Source organism: Epilithonimonas sp., from assembly GCF_036780765.1.
Lineage (GTDB): Bacteria > Bacteroidota > Bacteroidia > Flavobacteriales > Weeksellaceae > Epilithonimonas.
Window position 1 is genome coordinate 332,509 of the sequence record NZ_DAIQCG010000001.1, and the last position, 15,982, is coordinate 348,490.

General features: G+C 35.7%; 13 protein-coding genes. 7 read left to right on the forward strand and 6 right to left on the reverse strand.

Features of this window, described 5'->3' with window-relative positions; all coding sequences use genetic code 11:
* Positions 1-138: 138 nt before the first annotated feature.
* The 4 genes from V7P73_RS01615 to V7P73_RS01630 all read right to left on the reverse strand — a co-directional run bounded on the left by V7P73_RS01615 (position 139) and on the right by V7P73_RS01630 (position 3,609).
* Positions 139-774: a carbonic anhydrase family protein gene (locus V7P73_RS01615; protein ID WP_333850893.1), complete on the reverse strand. Its 636-nt coding sequence runs from the start codon at positions 772-774 to the stop codon at positions 139-141.
* Positions 775-844: 70 nt separating this feature from the next.
* Positions 845-2,440: a SulP family inorganic anion transporter gene (locus tag V7P73_RS01620; RefSeq protein WP_333850895.1), complete on the reverse strand. Its 1,596-nt coding sequence runs from the start codon at positions 2,438-2,440 to the stop codon at positions 845-847.
* A gap of 184 nt (positions 2,441-2,624) precedes the next feature.
* Complete coding sequence (locus V7P73_RS01625; protein WP_333850897.1) at positions 2,625-2,924, reverse strand: hypothetical protein; 300 nt, start codon at positions 2,922-2,924, stop codon at positions 2,625-2,627.
* Position 2,925: 1 nt separating this feature from the next.
* Complete coding sequence (locus tag V7P73_RS01630) at positions 2,926-3,609, reverse strand: carbonic anhydrase (protein WP_333850899.1); 684 nt, start codon at positions 3,607-3,609, stop codon at positions 2,926-2,928.
* Between the two features lie 239 nt (positions 3,610-3,848).
* Here V7P73_RS01630 and V7P73_RS01635 point away from each other — a divergent pair, with 239 nt between their 5' ends.
* From V7P73_RS01635 to msrA, 7 genes are all read left to right on the forward strand, one after another.
* Positions 3,849-4,877, forward strand: a complete 1,029-nt coding sequence (locus V7P73_RS01635) for a GDP-mannose 4,6-dehydratase (RefSeq protein ID WP_333850900.1) — start codon at positions 3,849-3,851, stop codon at positions 4,875-4,877.
* A 121-nt stretch (positions 4,878-4,998) separates the two neighbouring features.
* Positions 4,999-5,220 (forward strand): DUF2795 domain-containing protein, encoded by a 222-nt coding sequence (locus tag V7P73_RS01640; protein ID WP_027382805.1) that lies wholly within the window; start codon positions 4,999-5,001, stop codon positions 5,218-5,220.
* 97 nt (positions 5,221-5,317) lie between these two features.
* Positions 5,318-8,389, forward strand: coding sequence for a preprotein translocase subunit SecA (gene secA / locus V7P73_RS01645; protein WP_333850906.1), 3,072 nt, complete (start codon positions 5,318-5,320; stop codon positions 8,387-8,389).
* A gap of 147 nt (positions 8,390-8,536) precedes the next feature.
* The gene (locus V7P73_RS01650; RefSeq protein ID WP_333850908.1) at positions 8,537-10,672 is read left to right on the forward strand and encodes a TonB-dependent siderophore receptor; all 2,136 of its coding nucleotides are present in this window, start codon (positions 8,537-8,539) and stop codon (positions 10,670-10,672) included.
* 43 nt (positions 10,673-10,715) lie between these two features.
* On the forward strand, positions 10,716-11,921 hold the full coding sequence (locus V7P73_RS01655; protein ID WP_333850910.1) for a PepSY-associated TM helix domain-containing protein: 1,206 nt from the start codon (positions 10,716-10,718) through the stop codon (positions 11,919-11,921).
* Positions 11,922-12,076: 155 nt separating this feature from the next.
* On the forward strand, positions 12,077-13,051 hold the full coding sequence (locus V7P73_RS01660; RefSeq protein ID WP_333850912.1) for an ROK family protein: 975 nt from the start codon (positions 12,077-12,079) through the stop codon (positions 13,049-13,051).
* 185 nt (positions 13,052-13,236) lie between these two features.
* Positions 13,237-13,800, forward strand: coding sequence for a peptide-methionine (S)-S-oxide reductase MsrA (msrA, locus tag V7P73_RS01665; protein WP_442896952.1), 564 nt, complete (start codon positions 13,237-13,239; stop codon positions 13,798-13,800).
* Positions 13,801-13,825: 25 nt separating this feature from the next.
* On the opposite strand, the gene V7P73_RS01670 is transcribed toward msrA, so the two are convergent.
* Both V7P73_RS01670 and V7P73_RS01675 read right to left on the reverse strand, forming a co-directional pair.
* Positions 13,826-14,737 (reverse strand): DUF3078 domain-containing protein, encoded by a 912-nt coding sequence (locus tag V7P73_RS01670; RefSeq protein WP_333850916.1) that lies wholly within the window; start codon positions 14,735-14,737, stop codon positions 13,826-13,828.
* Between the two features lie 45 nt (positions 14,738-14,782).
* Positions 14,783-15,889 carry a DUF3078 domain-containing protein gene (locus tag V7P73_RS01675; protein ID WP_333850918.1) on the reverse strand — a complete coding sequence of 369 codons (1,107 nt, stop codon included), beginning with the start codon at positions 15,887-15,889 and terminating at the stop codon, positions 14,783-14,785.
* Positions 15,890-15,982: the final 93 nt, after the last annotated feature.

The following is a 15,982-nucleotide window of genomic DNA, read 5'->3' on the forward strand; positions in this document are numbered from 1 at the left end:
AAGAACGGACTAACATTTCATATTAATAGTTTATTCTATAACTATTTAAGCATATATTATATTGTTTAGCTTAAAAAAGTAAGCCGGATAATAAATTACCCGGCCTACCACCCTAATTGTATGAAGAAAAAATATTTCCTATAACCAAGTTACAACGCCAGTTTCTACGTCATAATTTGCACCCACGATTTTGACTTTACCCTCGTTTTCCAAATTCTTCAAAGTAGAACTTTGTTTACGAATGTCTTCTATCGCGTGTTTTACATTATGATGGTTTAATCTCTCAAGAAGATCTTCGTTTTTAGAAGAACGTTCTTCGCCATCTTTAATGATATTTTTGATGATCGGATCAAAATGCCCAATCAAGTGATTTAGATTATCCATCCCCAGACCTTCGATTGCTGCTGCGTCAAGACCACCTTTTAGTGCGCCACATTTGGTATGTCCAAGAACGACAACTAACTTAGATCCCGCTACGTTACAGCCAAATTCCATAGAGCCAAGAATATCCTGATTCACAAAATTACCCGCAATTCTTACGCTGAAGATATCTCCAAGACCTTGATCAAAAATCAATTCTGCAGATGTCCGGCTATCGATACAGCTCAATATTACTGCGAATGGCCATTGTCCTGCACGCGTGTCATTCACTTGTGCTAAAAGATCTCTATTCGCTTTTAGGTTGTTGACAAATCTTGCATTCCCTTCTTTAAGGATTTCTAATGCTTTTTCCGGAGTAATAGTCGCTTGCGTTTCTGATGTATGTGCTTTCATATTTTTTAAAATGTTTTAAATATGTGTTTTTTTTGATTGTTAAAATTTAATAATAATAATAATAATAGAATTACATTGCCCTTTTGTGGTTCACCACAACGTGAGAATCCTGGTCGCTCGCATAATCTCTATACGATGTTTTGAATCCCACCAATTCCACTTCTATATCCTCTTCTTTTGCTCTTACATTGGCAAAATCCTGAATCATTTCCAATACATCTGTTGTTATGTATGAAGTCGTCTTGGCGTCGATAATTACTTTTGACCCAGACTTGATATTCTTCAACGTCTTTTTAATCGCGGCTTTGTTCAAGAAAGAAACTTCTTCTGCTAATTTGATGGTAATCTCATCGGCATCGTTCAATGTTTCTCTGCTCAGATAATAAGCACGTTTCATATTTCCCTGTAAGATATAAATAATTGAAATTAATAATCCAATCCCAACCCCTTTCAAAAGATCCGTTGCTACAACAGCCACTACAGTTGCCAAAAATGGGATGAACTGATACTTTCCGTTGTGCCAAAAATGCTTAAAAGTGGCCGGTTTCGCCAATTTATATCCTACTAAAATTAATACCGCAGCTAATGTAGCTAATGGAATCAAATTCAAAATAACAGGAATGGTTAAAACACAAATCAATAACAGAACACCGTGGATTATAGCTGAAACTTTAGACGTTGCACCCGCGCTTGCATTAGCAGAACTTCTTACGACAACGGATGTCATTGGTAATCCGCCAATAAAAGAACTTACTAAGTTTCCGATACCTTGTGCTTTAAGCTCCAGGTTGGTGTCTGTGATTCTTCTTCTTACGTCCAATCTGTCTGAAGCTTCGATACAAAGTAAAGTCTCAATGGATGCCACGATTGCTATGGTTGCGCCTGTGATCCAAACTTTAGTATTGGTAAATCCAGCCAAATCCGGAAAAGTTACCAGATTCTTGAACTCGTCCAAAGTTGTAGGGACAGGTAGTGTTACCAAATGTTCTGGCGAAATCGCTAATGAGCTTCCTGATAATTTGAAAAACTCATTCATCAGAATTCCGGCAATTACAGCAACTAATGCTCCTGGTAATAACTTCAGCCTCTTCAAGGCTGCTACATTATCCCAAGCCAGTAGAATTCCCATCGATACTAATGTCACGATAATGGCTCCTGGATGGATCGCTGTAAATAATTCGGTAAAATAGTTTATATTAAAACCATTATCGAATAAGGACTGATGACCTTCATAATCTTTGTCAAATCCAACCGCGTGTGGCAGCTGTTTCAAAATAATAATGATTCCAATCCCGGCTAACATTCCTTCTATGACGTTGTTCGGAAAATAATTGGAGATACTTCCAGCCCGTATAAAACCGAGAATTAATTGAATGACTCCGGCAATAATCCCGGCACAAAGAAATAACTCGAATGCGCCAATATCAGTAATCGCTACCAAGATGATAGCCGTAAGACCAGCAGCCGGTCCTGAAACCGAAATATTGGAATTACTGATTGCCCCTACAACAATCCCTCCAACAATACCTGCAATAACACCGGATAATGGAGGTGCTCCTGATGCCAATGCAATTCCTAAACATAATGGTAATGCAACTAAAAATACTACAAGACCAGACGGAAAGTTCTCTTTGATTCCTCCAAACAAAGATGGTGTCTTTTTCATAAGAAAATAATAAGTTTGTCTGATGTCGTTACCTGACCTAAAGGCGACTTCATCAATATAAATAACAGATGTGATTGATAATCAATAACAATTGATTAAAATGAATTCAAAAAACAACAGATGCTCTTCGCTGTGTGATTACAGCCAATGTCCAAGCGTTTTCTGAGAAAAACAGAACTATTATTTATGCTTCCGGAGGTGGAGAGAATATGCTGAGAGATGGTGGGAAATACAATTTAGATTCCCAGCTTACAGCGATTTTGTTGTGTGTATCCGTTTCACAAAACTTTAGGAAATCGTGGATGTCCAGCGTTTTAGGAATGGTTTTTTCGTAGATGACAATCATATTATTGGAGTGGGAATGTTCTTCCTCACTGATCACAACATTAGTTCTTGGCAATTCCCAACCAAACAATGCAGCTAAACTAGGTAAAGCTGTAAAGTTGAGAAAAATCCCTAATATTAAGATACTTAAATACTTCATATCATTTTTTATCGATGAGCTTATTTTTTCGGCTCATCACCCAGTCAGAATCTGTCAAGTTGTAGATCTTCTGAATGTCTTTTAATATTTTTTCAAAATCGATTTCGAGGTCGATTATTTTTCCTGTTCTAAGGTCAAACACCCAACCGTGAACAACGGGTTGCTCTTCCAAAATATAACGTTCTTGCACACAAGCCATTTTGATAACATTGATGCATTGCTCCTGAACATTCAGTTCTACAAGTCGGTCATATCTTTTAGCTTCATCTTCGATAGCGTCCAGTTCTGCCTGATGCAGTCTGTACACATCGCGGATATTTCTCAACCAAGGATTAAGTAATCCAAGATCCTGTGATGTCATTGCCGCTTTCACACCGCCACAGTTATAATGCCCACACACGACAATGTGTTTCACTTTCAGATGTTCCACAGCGTACTGTATGACAGCTGTTGAACTCATATCCAAAGTATTGATAACATTGGCTACATTTCTGTGAACAAAAACTTCGCCCGGCTCCGCGCCCATCATATCTTCTGCCGTTACGCGACTGTCGGAACATCCGATATAGAGATATTCTGGGTTTTGTGTTTTAGCGAGTTCGTGAAAATATTCCGGATTATCCGAGATTTTAGACTCTACCCACTTCTTATTGTTCTCGAAAATAGCTTCGTACGACTTTGCCATTTAAAACGTTTTTATCATTATTTGTTACGCTGAAATTATTTCAAATTTCAATAGACCGAATCAATAACAATACAAAAATAAAGGTTTATGGCGTAATAAACTAATATTTAACAAAGTTTTAATATTAAGAACCTGTTGTGCATTTAGCATAAATTAATTTTTAATTTGATATCAAAAGAATCTCTGAATAAGGGATTCTTTTTTTGTTAAATCCTTATATTCGCAACACAATTGATGTTATGAACTATTTAGTTACCGGCGGAAGCGGATTTATTGGTTCTCATTTAGTAGAACAACTTTTAAAAAACGGACATTCTGTCATTAACGTTGACAACTTCGACGATTTCTATGATTATAAAATTAAATTTCAAAATTCTTTAGACTCTTTAGACCATAAAATTGATTTTAATTTTACTGATAAAGAATCTGATATCAAGAATCTCATATCTTTAACAAAATCAGAATCTTATCAACTTTATTATCAAGACATTCGTGATAAAGAAGAACTGGAGGTAATCTTCAGGAAACATAAAATTGATTTGGTAATTCATTTGGCGGCTTTGGCAGGCGTTCACCCATCGATTGAAAGACCTTTGGATTATGAAGCCGTAAACATTCGGGGAACTCAGAATCTTTGGGAGCTTTGTAAAGAACTTGGAATTAAAAAATTCGTTTGCGCTTCATCTTCAAGCGTTTATGGAAACAAAGAAAAAGTTCCATTTTCCGAATCTGACAATGTAGACAATCCTATTTCGCCTTATGCAGCCACTAAAAAAGCTGTTGAGGTTTTGGGTCACGTTTATCATCATCTTTATCATATTGATATGATTCATCTTAGGTTTTTTACGGTTTATGGACCTAGACAAAGACCGGATTTGGCGATTCATAAATTCACTAAACTAATTTTTGAAAACAAAGAAATCCCTTTCTACGGCGATGGTTCTACAGCCAGAGATTATACTTTTGTTGATGATATTATTGATGGCGTTCTTAAATCCATCGATTATCTAGAGAATAATAATGGTGTTTATGAGATTGTAAATCTTGGGGAAAGTGAAGTGATTACGTTGAACGAAATGGTTTCCACATTAGAACATGCCATTGGCAAAAAAGCAGTCAAAAAAAATCTGCCAATGCAACCCGGAGATGTCATAAAAACCAATGCGGATATCACAAAAGCGAAGTCTCTGATTGGCTATAAACCGACAACAAACTTCCAAAATGGCACAAAAAAATTTGTGGAATGGTTTTTGGGAAATCGGCAATAACAAATCTCTGATAATAGAAATTTTGGAAATAAGATGAATTTATTTTTAAATATTATTGAAAATCAGTAGAAATATGTATAAAGTATCACCTATTTTTTTACTTTTGCAAAAATTTTAAATTATGTATTGGACATTAGAATTAGCTTCATATTTAAGCGATGCACCTTGGCCGATGACCAAGGCAGAATTAATTGATTACGCCATCAGAACAGGAGCACCTATGGAAGTTGTAGAAAACCTTCAAGCTATTGAGGACGAAGGAGAAATCTATGACGCCATCGACGAAATCTGGAGTGATTATCCTACAGACGAGGATTATCTTTGGAACGAAGACGAATATTAATTCGTTTTTGGCTTTTGGCTATTAGCCTTTTGCCAATTTTTTTAATATAAATTAAGCTGTTAGTCAAAAGCTAATAGCAAACCGCAAATAGCAAATTATGAGTTTTTTAAATACCGTTCTTAAAAGTTTTTTGGGAGATAAAAATGCAAAAGATCTTAAAGAAGTAAAAAAAGTTGTCGCAAAAATAAAAACAGTAGAATCTAGCATCCAATCATTATCTGATGATGGTTTGAGAGATAAAACTGCAGAGTTTAAGGAGAAAATAAAATCCGCGACTGCTAAGTTTACATCTCAAATAGACGAAATAAAAGAGCAAATAAAAAACTCAACCAACGTTGACGAAAAAGAAGCGCTTTTCAACAAAATCGAAGGTCTGAAAAAGGATTCTTACGAAGTTGAAGAAAAAGTGCTTAATGAAATCCTTCCTGAAGCTTTCGCTTTGGTAAAGGAAACGTCAAGACGTTTGGCTCAGAATGGAGAAATCCGTGTTAAAGCAACAGATAAAGACCGTGAATTAGCAGCTACCAAAGATTTCGTTTCTCTAGATGGCGACATTGCTGTCTGGAAAAACTCTTGGGATGCGGCCGGAACACCTGTAGTTTGGGATATGGTTCATTATGACACTCAGTTTATTGGTGGTGTTGTATTACACTCAGGAAAAATTGCCGAGATGGCGACTGGTGAAGGTAAAACTTTGGTGGGAACTTTACCAATTTATCTTAATGCGCTTCCAGAAAGAGGAGTTCATGTTGTAACAGTTAATGACTATTTGGCAAAACGTGACTCGGCTTGGATGGGTCCATTGTATCAATTCCATGGATTGACGATTGATTGTATCGATCTTCATCAGCCCAACTCAGACTCCAGAAGAAAGGCTTATCAAGCAAGTATTACTTACGGAACTAATAACGAATTCGGCTTTGATTACCTCAGAGATAACATGGTAACCAATCCTACTGAATTAGTTCAGGGAGAATTGAATTTCGCTATTGTTGATGAGGTTGATTCGGTTTTGATTGATGATGCAAGAACACCATTGATTATTTCTGGTCCAGTTCCTCAAGGCGACAGACAGGAATTTGATGTTCTTAAACCTTCTATTGACAGAATTGTTGAAGTCCAGAAAAAAACTGTGTCTACTATTTTCAATGAAGCTAAAAAATTGATTGCCAACGGAAATACCAAAGAAGGAGGTTTCAAATTGCTTCAAGCTTACAGAGGTCTTCCTAAAAACAGACAATTGATTAAATTCTTGTCAGAAAGTGGAAACCGCGCTTTGCTTCAGAAAGTTGAAGGTCAATATATGGCGGATAACAACCGTGATATGCCAATTGTAGATAAGGATCTTTATTTCGTAATCGATGAGAAAAATAATCAAATCGATTTGACAGATAAAGGTGTAGAATATATGTCTGCAGGTAATGAGGATCAACAATTCTTCGTTTTGACAGACATCGGGACAGAAATTGCTGACATCGAAAAGAAAAATCTTTCCAAGGAAGAAGAATTCGCTGCAAAAGAAGAATTATACCGAGAATTTGCTGTAAAATCTGAACGTATTCATACAATGAATCAATTGCTGAAAGCTTATACATTATTCGAAAAAGATGATGAATATGTGGTAATTGATGGCGAAGTAAAAATTGTAGATGAGCAGACGGGTCGTATTATGGACGGTCGTCGTTATTCTGACGGGCTTCACCAAGCAATTGAAGCTAAAGAAAATGTAAAAATCGAAGCAGCAACTCAAACCTTTGCAACGGTAACTTTACAAAACTACTTCCGTATGTACAACAAATTGGCTGGTATGACTGGTACTGCGGAAACTGAAGCTGGAGAATTCTGGCAGATTTACAAATTGGATGTTGTGGTAATCCCTACCAACAGACCAATCCAAAGAGATGACAGACAAGATTTGGTTTTCAAAACCAATCGTGAAAAATACAATGCAGTAATTGAAGAAATCGAGAGATTGACCTCAGCAGGACGACCTGTTTTGGTTGGTACAACATCGGTTGAGATTTCTCAATTATTATCAAGAGCATTGAGCTTAAGAAAAATTCAACACCAAGTTCTGAATGCGAAACTTCACAAAAAAGAAGCAGAAATTGTAGCTGGAGCTGGTGGACCTGGCGTAGTAACTATCGCTACGAATATGGCTGGTAGAGGTACCGATATCAAATTGAAAGCTGAAGTTAAAGATGCTGGAGGTTTGGCAATTATCGGAACAGAAAGACACGATTCTCGTCGTGTTGACAGACAGTTGAGAGGTAGAGCTGGTCGTCAAGGAGACCCAGGAAGTTCCCAATTCTATGTATCTTTGGAAGACAACTTGATGCGCCTTTTCGGTTCTGAAAGAATTGCTAAAATGATGGACAGAATGGGTCATAAAGAAGGGGAAGTGATTCAGCATTCTATGATTTCCAAATCTATCGAAAGAGCTCAGAAAAAAGTTGAAGAAAATAACTTCGGGGTTAGAAAAAGATTGTTGGAGTATGATGACGTGATGAACAAACAGCGTGACGTAATCTACAAACGCAGAAAGAACGCTTTGTTTGGAGATCACCTGAAGTATGATATCGTGAATATGATTTATGATACTGCAGCAGCAATAGTTTCTTCAGCAAAAGCAACTGGAAACTTTAAAGATTTCGAATTTGAGATTATCAAGCATTTCACAATGGAATCTCCAGTAAGTGAGTCTGAATTTGGAACTTTACAAATTCCTGCACTTACAGACAAAGTCTTCAAAGCTGCAAAAGAAGATTATGATTTAAGATTGAATCTTCTTAAAGAAAAAGCATTTCCAATTATCGAGAATGTTTACCTTAACCAGGGTTCTATGTTCAAAATGATCCAAGTTCCTTTCACAGATGGCGTCAAAACAATGACGATCGTTACGGATTTGAAAGAAGCTTATGAAACTAAATGTGAATCATTAATCACAGACTTCGAGAAGAATATTTCTTTAGCAATTATTGATGAGAACTGGAAAACTCACTTAAGAGAAATGGATGATCTTCGTCGTTCTTCTCAAGGTGCTGTATATGAACAAAAAGATCCATTGGTAATCTATAAACAAGAATCTTTCTATTTGTTCAGCGAAATGGTTGACAAAGTAAATAAAGAAATTGTCTCTTTCCTTTATAAAGGCGAGATCCCTGCATAACAAAGGATTTTCTAAAAATATTATAAAAGCTGTTGAATAATTCAACAGCTTTTTTTGTTTTAAGGTTGTAACAAAATGACAAATATCACATATTAATTTAATTTAGAATCAATAAAAATAATACCTTTGCGAAAAATTATTCCTTTAATGAAGAAAATTATTGTGAGTGCTGTGGTTTTAACTTCCACATTCGCTTTTGCTCAGGAAAATGATACGATTAATAAATCTAATAATATTGAAGAAGTTGTAGTGCACGGTTATATCACCAGAGATAGAGAATCTGTGAATAAAATGCCTCTGAAGGAAATCGAAAATCCTCAGGTTTACAATACGGTCAATAAAAACGTTATCAAAGAGCAGGTGGTCACGAACTTCAATGATGCTCTTAAAAATGTAACTGGTATAGCAAGATTATGGGAATCAACAGGTAGAGGAAATGATGGTGGGGAATATTACACAATGAGAGGTTTCTCTCTACAGCCAAGTTTGGTTAACGGAATGCCAAGTTTGAGTAATGGAACGCTTGACCCTGCTGGAATCGAAACTATTGAAGCAATTAAAGGTCCATCTGGAACCTTATACGGAGGAAGTGTAATTTCTTATGGAGGATTAATTAACGTAATTACTAAAAAACCGTACAACTACTTTGGTGGAGAAGTGAATTACATTAATGGAAGTTATGGCTTGAATAGAATTAGTGCGGATGTTAATACACCATTAAGCAAAAATCTATTTGCAAGAGTAAATGCTTCATACCAAAAAAACAACACTTTCCAAGATGCTGGTTTCAATGAGTCTTTCTACATCACTCCTTCTGTAAAATTTGTAGCAAATGATAGATTAACATTCTATGTGAATACAGAAATTAAAAAAGCTGAGTCATCTAATGCTCCAATGATTTTCTTGAATAGATATGCTCCTCTATCCTATCATTCGATTGGTATTTTTAAAGAAAATTATAAAAAATCATATACTAGTGATGATTTGACAATAAATAACAACTCTTTCAATCTACAGGCAACAGCCAACTATAAAATATCAGATAACTGGACATCAAAAACAATATTATCCAGAAGTAATACGAAAAGTAATGGTTACTATCAATACCTATGGGATCAGTCGAATGGAAGTGATTTTAAAAGATTTATTGCCAGTGTATCAGGCGAAACTAGTACCACAGGTATTCAGCAGAACTTTAATGGTAGCTTCAATATTGGAAATTTAAAAAATAAATTATTAATAGGCTTAGACTATTTTGAACAAAATTTCAGCCAAGGAGGCACTAACTATGAGGAATATGGAGTTATCAACATCGTAGATAAAAGCGACACTAAAGCAAATAGTCTTACTAAATCTGGTGTTGATGCTGTACTTGCTAATACATCACAAGAACCTACTAGTGCAGAGTCAAAAATTTATAGTGCATATGTGTCTGATGTTGTTAATATTCTTCCAAACTTATCAGCAATGTTAAGTATGAGAATAGATCACTTCACAGGAAGAGTTCTCTATGCAACCACAGATTCTAAACCCAAGACAACTTTCTCTCCAAAATTAGGTTTAGTATATCAACCTATTCAGGATAAGGTATCCATTTTTGGTAACTACATGAACGGCTTCCAATATGTTGCGCCACAACAAGTTCAAGTAACAGATGAAAATGGAACGATTCTATCTAATGAATTTTACTATTTCGATCCAGAACATGCCAATCAGTGGGAAATTGGTACAAAAGCCAATCTTGCAGGTGACAAATTCTCAATTACAGCAAGTTACTACAGCATCAATGTAAAAAATAAGGTAATGGGTAATGGCTTGGATATTACTCAAGGTGGTGAGGTAGATAGTAAAGGTTTTGAGGTAAGTGTTTTGGGAAGCCCAATTCCTGGCATGAACTTGATCGCGGGTTATAGCTACAATGACAGCAATGTTGTAAAAGGGGATTTGGGTTATCCTGGAAATAGAACAGAAGATGCAGGACCTAAAAATCTAATTAATTTCTGGGGAACTTACAAAATCCAGAAAGGATCACTTGAAAACTTTGGAATTGGTTTCGGTGGAAATTCCGCTAGTAGATTTTATACATTGAATAGAGGAAACATTGGCGCTTTCCCATTGCCAAGCTATATCATTATGAATGCTTCTCTTTCCTATACAGAAAGTAGATATAGTATTATCTTGAAATTAGACAACATTGCTAATAAAAAATATTTCTCTGGTTGGTCAACAGTTACACCACAGAGACTTAGAACTTTATCTCTAAGCTTGAATTACAAATTCTAAAAAAGTAAAAAGTCCAGTTGCAAACTTAGCTTTTTAAATATCTATGAAGAAAAAACATCATCATAAGAAAAAACCAAGTTTCTTTAAAAAATGGTCAGCCAAACTACATTTGTGGTTTGGCTTATCCATTGGTATTCTGATATTTATCATTTCTATTACAGGATCGCTTTACGTTTTCAATGACGAGATAGAAAACTTTACCCGCAAAGAATATATTTACCACAACGAACAAAATATCGAATCCAAAAAAGTGATTCCGATAAGGGACTTGGAGAAATTGGTAGATCAACAAACCAAAGAAAAATATCCTATCCACTGGGTCAATGTCCCGATTGACAAAAAAATGTCCTATCAATTTTATTGGTATGAACATCAGCCAGATCAATGGAATTATTTTGATGAATTTCCAATCTACAAATTAGCTTACGTTAATCCATACAACGGAAAAGTCCTGCAAGTTTATGATGAGAAAAACGGTTTCTTCGCCATTGTAAAGTCCATCCATTGGAGTTTCCTTTTAAAACAAGATTGGGGAACTTATGTGGTCGGGATTCCAGTTGTTATCTTTTTGATAATGTTGATTACTGGAATTGTACTTTGGTGGCCGAAAAACAAAGCTGCAAGGAAACAACGTTTCAAATTCCAATGGAAAGATACAACACAATGGAAAAGGAAGAATTATGATCTTCACAATATTCTCGGCTTCTACTCCTCTATTTTTGCTTTGATTCTCACGATTACGGGATTGTTCTACTCTTTCTTCGTTGTTCAGGCAATGATCTACGTCGTATTTTCTGGAGGAGAAACTGCTTATCCAGATTTTTCTAAAATCACGACCAAAGCACCAATCGAAATGAGAACCGATAAAACATTGGATAAAATTTCTGATAAAGTAATTGAGCTTTATCCAGATGCGTTTGCTTTTTCTTTGGACTTGGGACATCCGCACATCGATGATCATGAACATCCACATTTCGAAGTTTACGTAAGACATCTTTCCTATTCTTATCACAAAAGCAGTAGTTTGATTTTCGATGAGAATTCTGGAGAATTACTGCACAGACACGATCCAAAAGATAAAAATTTTGGAGAAAAAGTCGTTGGAGCTAATTATGACATCCACGTTGGAGCTATATTAGGATTGCCTACCAAGATTATCGCATTCATTGTAAGTTTGATTATTGCATCCATGCCAATCACCGGATTTATGATCTGGTGGGGACGAAGAAAAAAAACACAAGTAAAATAATTGATACACAAATCCGGATGACTCATTCGGATTTTTTTTCTTTGCATTCATATTATTGATAATTTTCATTAATTATAAATTTAAAATTAACTTAATATCTAATGCATATTAGTTTGTTTTTCCCTAAATTTAGGGTCTTAAAAAATTAAAAATCGATGTCATTAATTGATCTATCCAAACAAATAGCAATCGGAATTGATATTGGCGGAACTAATACCAAATTCGGATTGGTTAATCACCGTGGAGAAATTCTTGCTAAAGGAAGTATAAAAACTGAAGATTATAAACAAGTAGAGGATTTTATAGATGCTTTATACACCAATATCAAACCTCTTATAGAAGAGGTTTCTAGCAACGCTACTTTGGATGGTATTGGCGTTGGAGCACCTAATGCCAATTACTTCAAAGGAACAATAGAACTAGCTCCTAACCTTCCTTGGAAAGGTGTAGTTCCTTTTGCCGAATTAATGAAAGCCAAATTCGGAGTTCCTTGCAAAATGACAAACGATGCTAATGCTGCAGCATTGGGAGAGATGATGTTTGGCGCAGCAAGAGGAATGAAAGATTTCATAATGATTACGCTTGGAACAGGTGTTGGAAGTGGAATCATCAGTGGTGGAAATCTGATTTATGGTCACGATGGTTTTGCCGGAGAATTAGGACATACGATTGTAAAACCTGGCGGGAGAAAGCACTGGAGCACAGGTTCCGAAGGAAGTCTTGAGGCTTATGCTTCTGCCACTGGAATTGCTATTACGGCGAAGAAATTCCGTGCTGAGTTTCCAGACTCTATGTTGAATCAATATCCTGAAGATACTATCAATTCAAAAACTGTTTTCGAATGTGCAGAAAAAGGTGATCCAACAGCGATTGAAGTTTTCAGATATACAGGACAGAAACTGGGAGAAGCATTGGCAAATTTCGTAATGTTTTCTTCTCCTGAAGCAATATTGTTATTTGGAGGTGTAATCAAAGCTGGTGAATATCTTTTGAAACCTGCAAAATTACATATGGAGAGAAACCTGCTTCCAATCTTCCGCGGAAAAGTGAAATTAGTTTTCAGCGAGTTGGACGAGGCAGACGCAGCTATACTTGGAGCTAGTGCTCTGGTATGGGAAAATAATAAATAATTGATACTAAGAATCCTTTGGTGTTTCGTATTAATTAATAGGAATAATTTTTGCTATTAAGACGTAAGAAAATCAAAGGATTTTTCTTTTTGAAAATGACTCGTTATTTATTAATCATCTTATGTTTTTTCCTCGTCAACTGTAATGGACAGGAGAAAAAATCAAAACCCTTAACAAATCAAAAAATGGATAAGAACAATTTGGAATATGCCACTTTGGCAGGCGGATGTTTTTGGTGTGTAGAAAGTTGTTTTCATATGCTGAAAGGCGTAGAATCTGTAACCTCTGGTTATTCTGGAGGTCACAAGGACAATCCAACTTATGAAGAAGTTTGTACCGGAACTACCGGACACGCAGAAGTGGTGGAAATTGCCTTTGACCCGAAGATTATTTCTTTCAAACAATTACTGGAAGTATTCTGGTTTCTTCATAATCCTACGACGCTTAACAGACAAGGAAATGATATCGGAACGCAATACAGATCATCAATTTTCTATCATTCTGAAAAGCAAAAGCAAGAAGCGGAAGAATCTACGAAAGAATCTGAAGCCAAACAGGAATGGAATGGAAAATATGTAACAGAGATTGTTCCTTTCGAAAAATTTTGGTCCGCAGAAGCTTACCATCAAGGTTATTATAATGCCAATCCAACTCAGCCATATTGCAGTGCTGTAGTTGGTCCTAAGATTCAGAAATTCAAAAAACATTTTGGAGAATTGGGTTGGCTAAACGAAAAAGCGGAGAATTAATCTCCGCTTTTTTTATTTCAAATTTTTATTTCGTTTTCCATTCTTGGTTACGCTTGTCTTCCGAACGTTTTTGACCATTATCAATATTATAAGCCAAACCAATTCCTAAGGTTTGTTTTAGCTGAGTTTTCTTGATTTGATTATGATCGTACAAGAGATCCAAAGTGATGTTGGTCGATATATACTTATTGACTTTCATATTCAAAATTCCCGAATATGACAGAACAAGTCTTTCCGGATGCTCTAGATAATTAGAGAAAACCGAAGCAGTGTTTTGCAATGTAATATTTTCCATTAATTTCACTTTATACTGCGTTGTTCCCAAGAAACCGAATTGAAACAGCATAGAGTCGCCGTCATTCTTCAGTCCATAATTTCCTGCCCATTGCAAATCTTTATCCAAAACAAAAGTGAATCTTGCGTTGGCGGGTCTTAATGTCATTGTAAAATTATCAATTGGTTTATATGTAAAACCAGCTCCCAAATTAACATACACTGGTGACATAAAATTAGATATTTTAGAAGCCTCCGGATTATTACCGTCTTCGTAACCTGGCGCGAACTGAGTAATCAATCCAGTACCAACAGATGCGTACCAGTTTTCAGAAATTTTACGCCCATAATTGGTAGAAAGATTAATGACATCTAGCGTTTTTCTGTTGCCAACGCCTTGGGTATTATTCATCCCATATCCTAGAATGATAAGGTTTTCCCAAAGATCCTTATCCTTCTCATAAGTCATATTGTAATTGACTCCAGCCTGCCAACCAATATTGTTAGCACCTCCAGCAACCCAATTTGAGAATGCAGATTGATTGAGCATCAAGGTATTTTGCCCAACAACAGACCAAGCTTTAGTAGAATCCTGAACAAGTTGAACTTGTGCATAAGAGTTCAGAGCCCATAAAAAGCTAGCTGACAGTAGTAATTTCTTCATAATTTCTTTGTTTTCGGAAACAAAGAAAGTAAAATAGAAAAAGGATTAATTTACAAATGGTTTGATAACTCCAGTATTGCTATCTCTGTCTACCTTATAACCCAAATTATAGGTAACACCAACTCCTAAAGTCTGCTTTCTCTGAACTTTCTGAATCTGGTCGTGATCATACATCACATCTATGGTTACAGAAGTTGTAATATACTTGTTGAATTTCAAATTAAGAGCACCACTATAAGTGATATCAACTCTTTCAGAATGTTCCAGATAATTACTAAAGAGATTAAGCTGGTTCACATATGTTGCATCTTTGAAAAGTTTAATCTTATAAAGAACATTCACCATGGTACCAACCTCAGCTCTCAGACTTTGTCCATCTTTTTCCAAACCGTAATTGCCTGCAAATTGTAGTTTTTTATCCAAGACAAAAGTGAATTTTCCATTCAAAGGACGAACAATCAACTGGAAGTTTTCATTGGGATTATATGAAATACCAATACCTAAGTTTAGATATCCTGGTGCCATAAATTTAGAAATTCTGTTATCATAAACAGGATCTGGTGTTGCAGAATAATTGAACCCCGGCGTGAACTGTGACAGAAACTGAAAACCTGTGGACAAATAATAATGCTGCGCCAACTCGTAGCCATAATTGGTCATAATATTGATATAATCATCTGTTTTTCTGGTAGATTGACCTGTAGAAGAGACAAAACCGTAACCTAATTGGATATTATTATCGAGATAATGTTTATCTTTTTTATAGACAATATTGTAATTCACTTTTCCTATAACACCAATATTATTATTTCCCCCAGCGTACCAATTGGCAAATGATGACTGGTTGAAAACCAACGTGTTTTGTCCAAAAACAAACCAACGTTTCAGTGTAGGCAAAGTCAAAATAGATGATGGCGTCAGCGGACTTGCATCATTATTTGGAACGATCACAACGCTATTATTAATTTGCACCTCATCTCTTTTCAAAGATTTGATATCAATAATCCTCGGATTGGAAAGACTGTCCAGATCTATAGATGTAGAATCCCATTTTTTCTGACCGATAGAATCGATAATTTTCTGATAATCAGCCACCTGTGCATTAAAGAAAACGCCCAATATTAGGACAAACAACACCAATACCTTTTTCATTAAGATCTAAATTTTAAACAAAAATAATAAAACTAAATTTCTAATAATCTGACTTTATAACCAAATTCACATTTCTTGACCTGTTTTTTACAG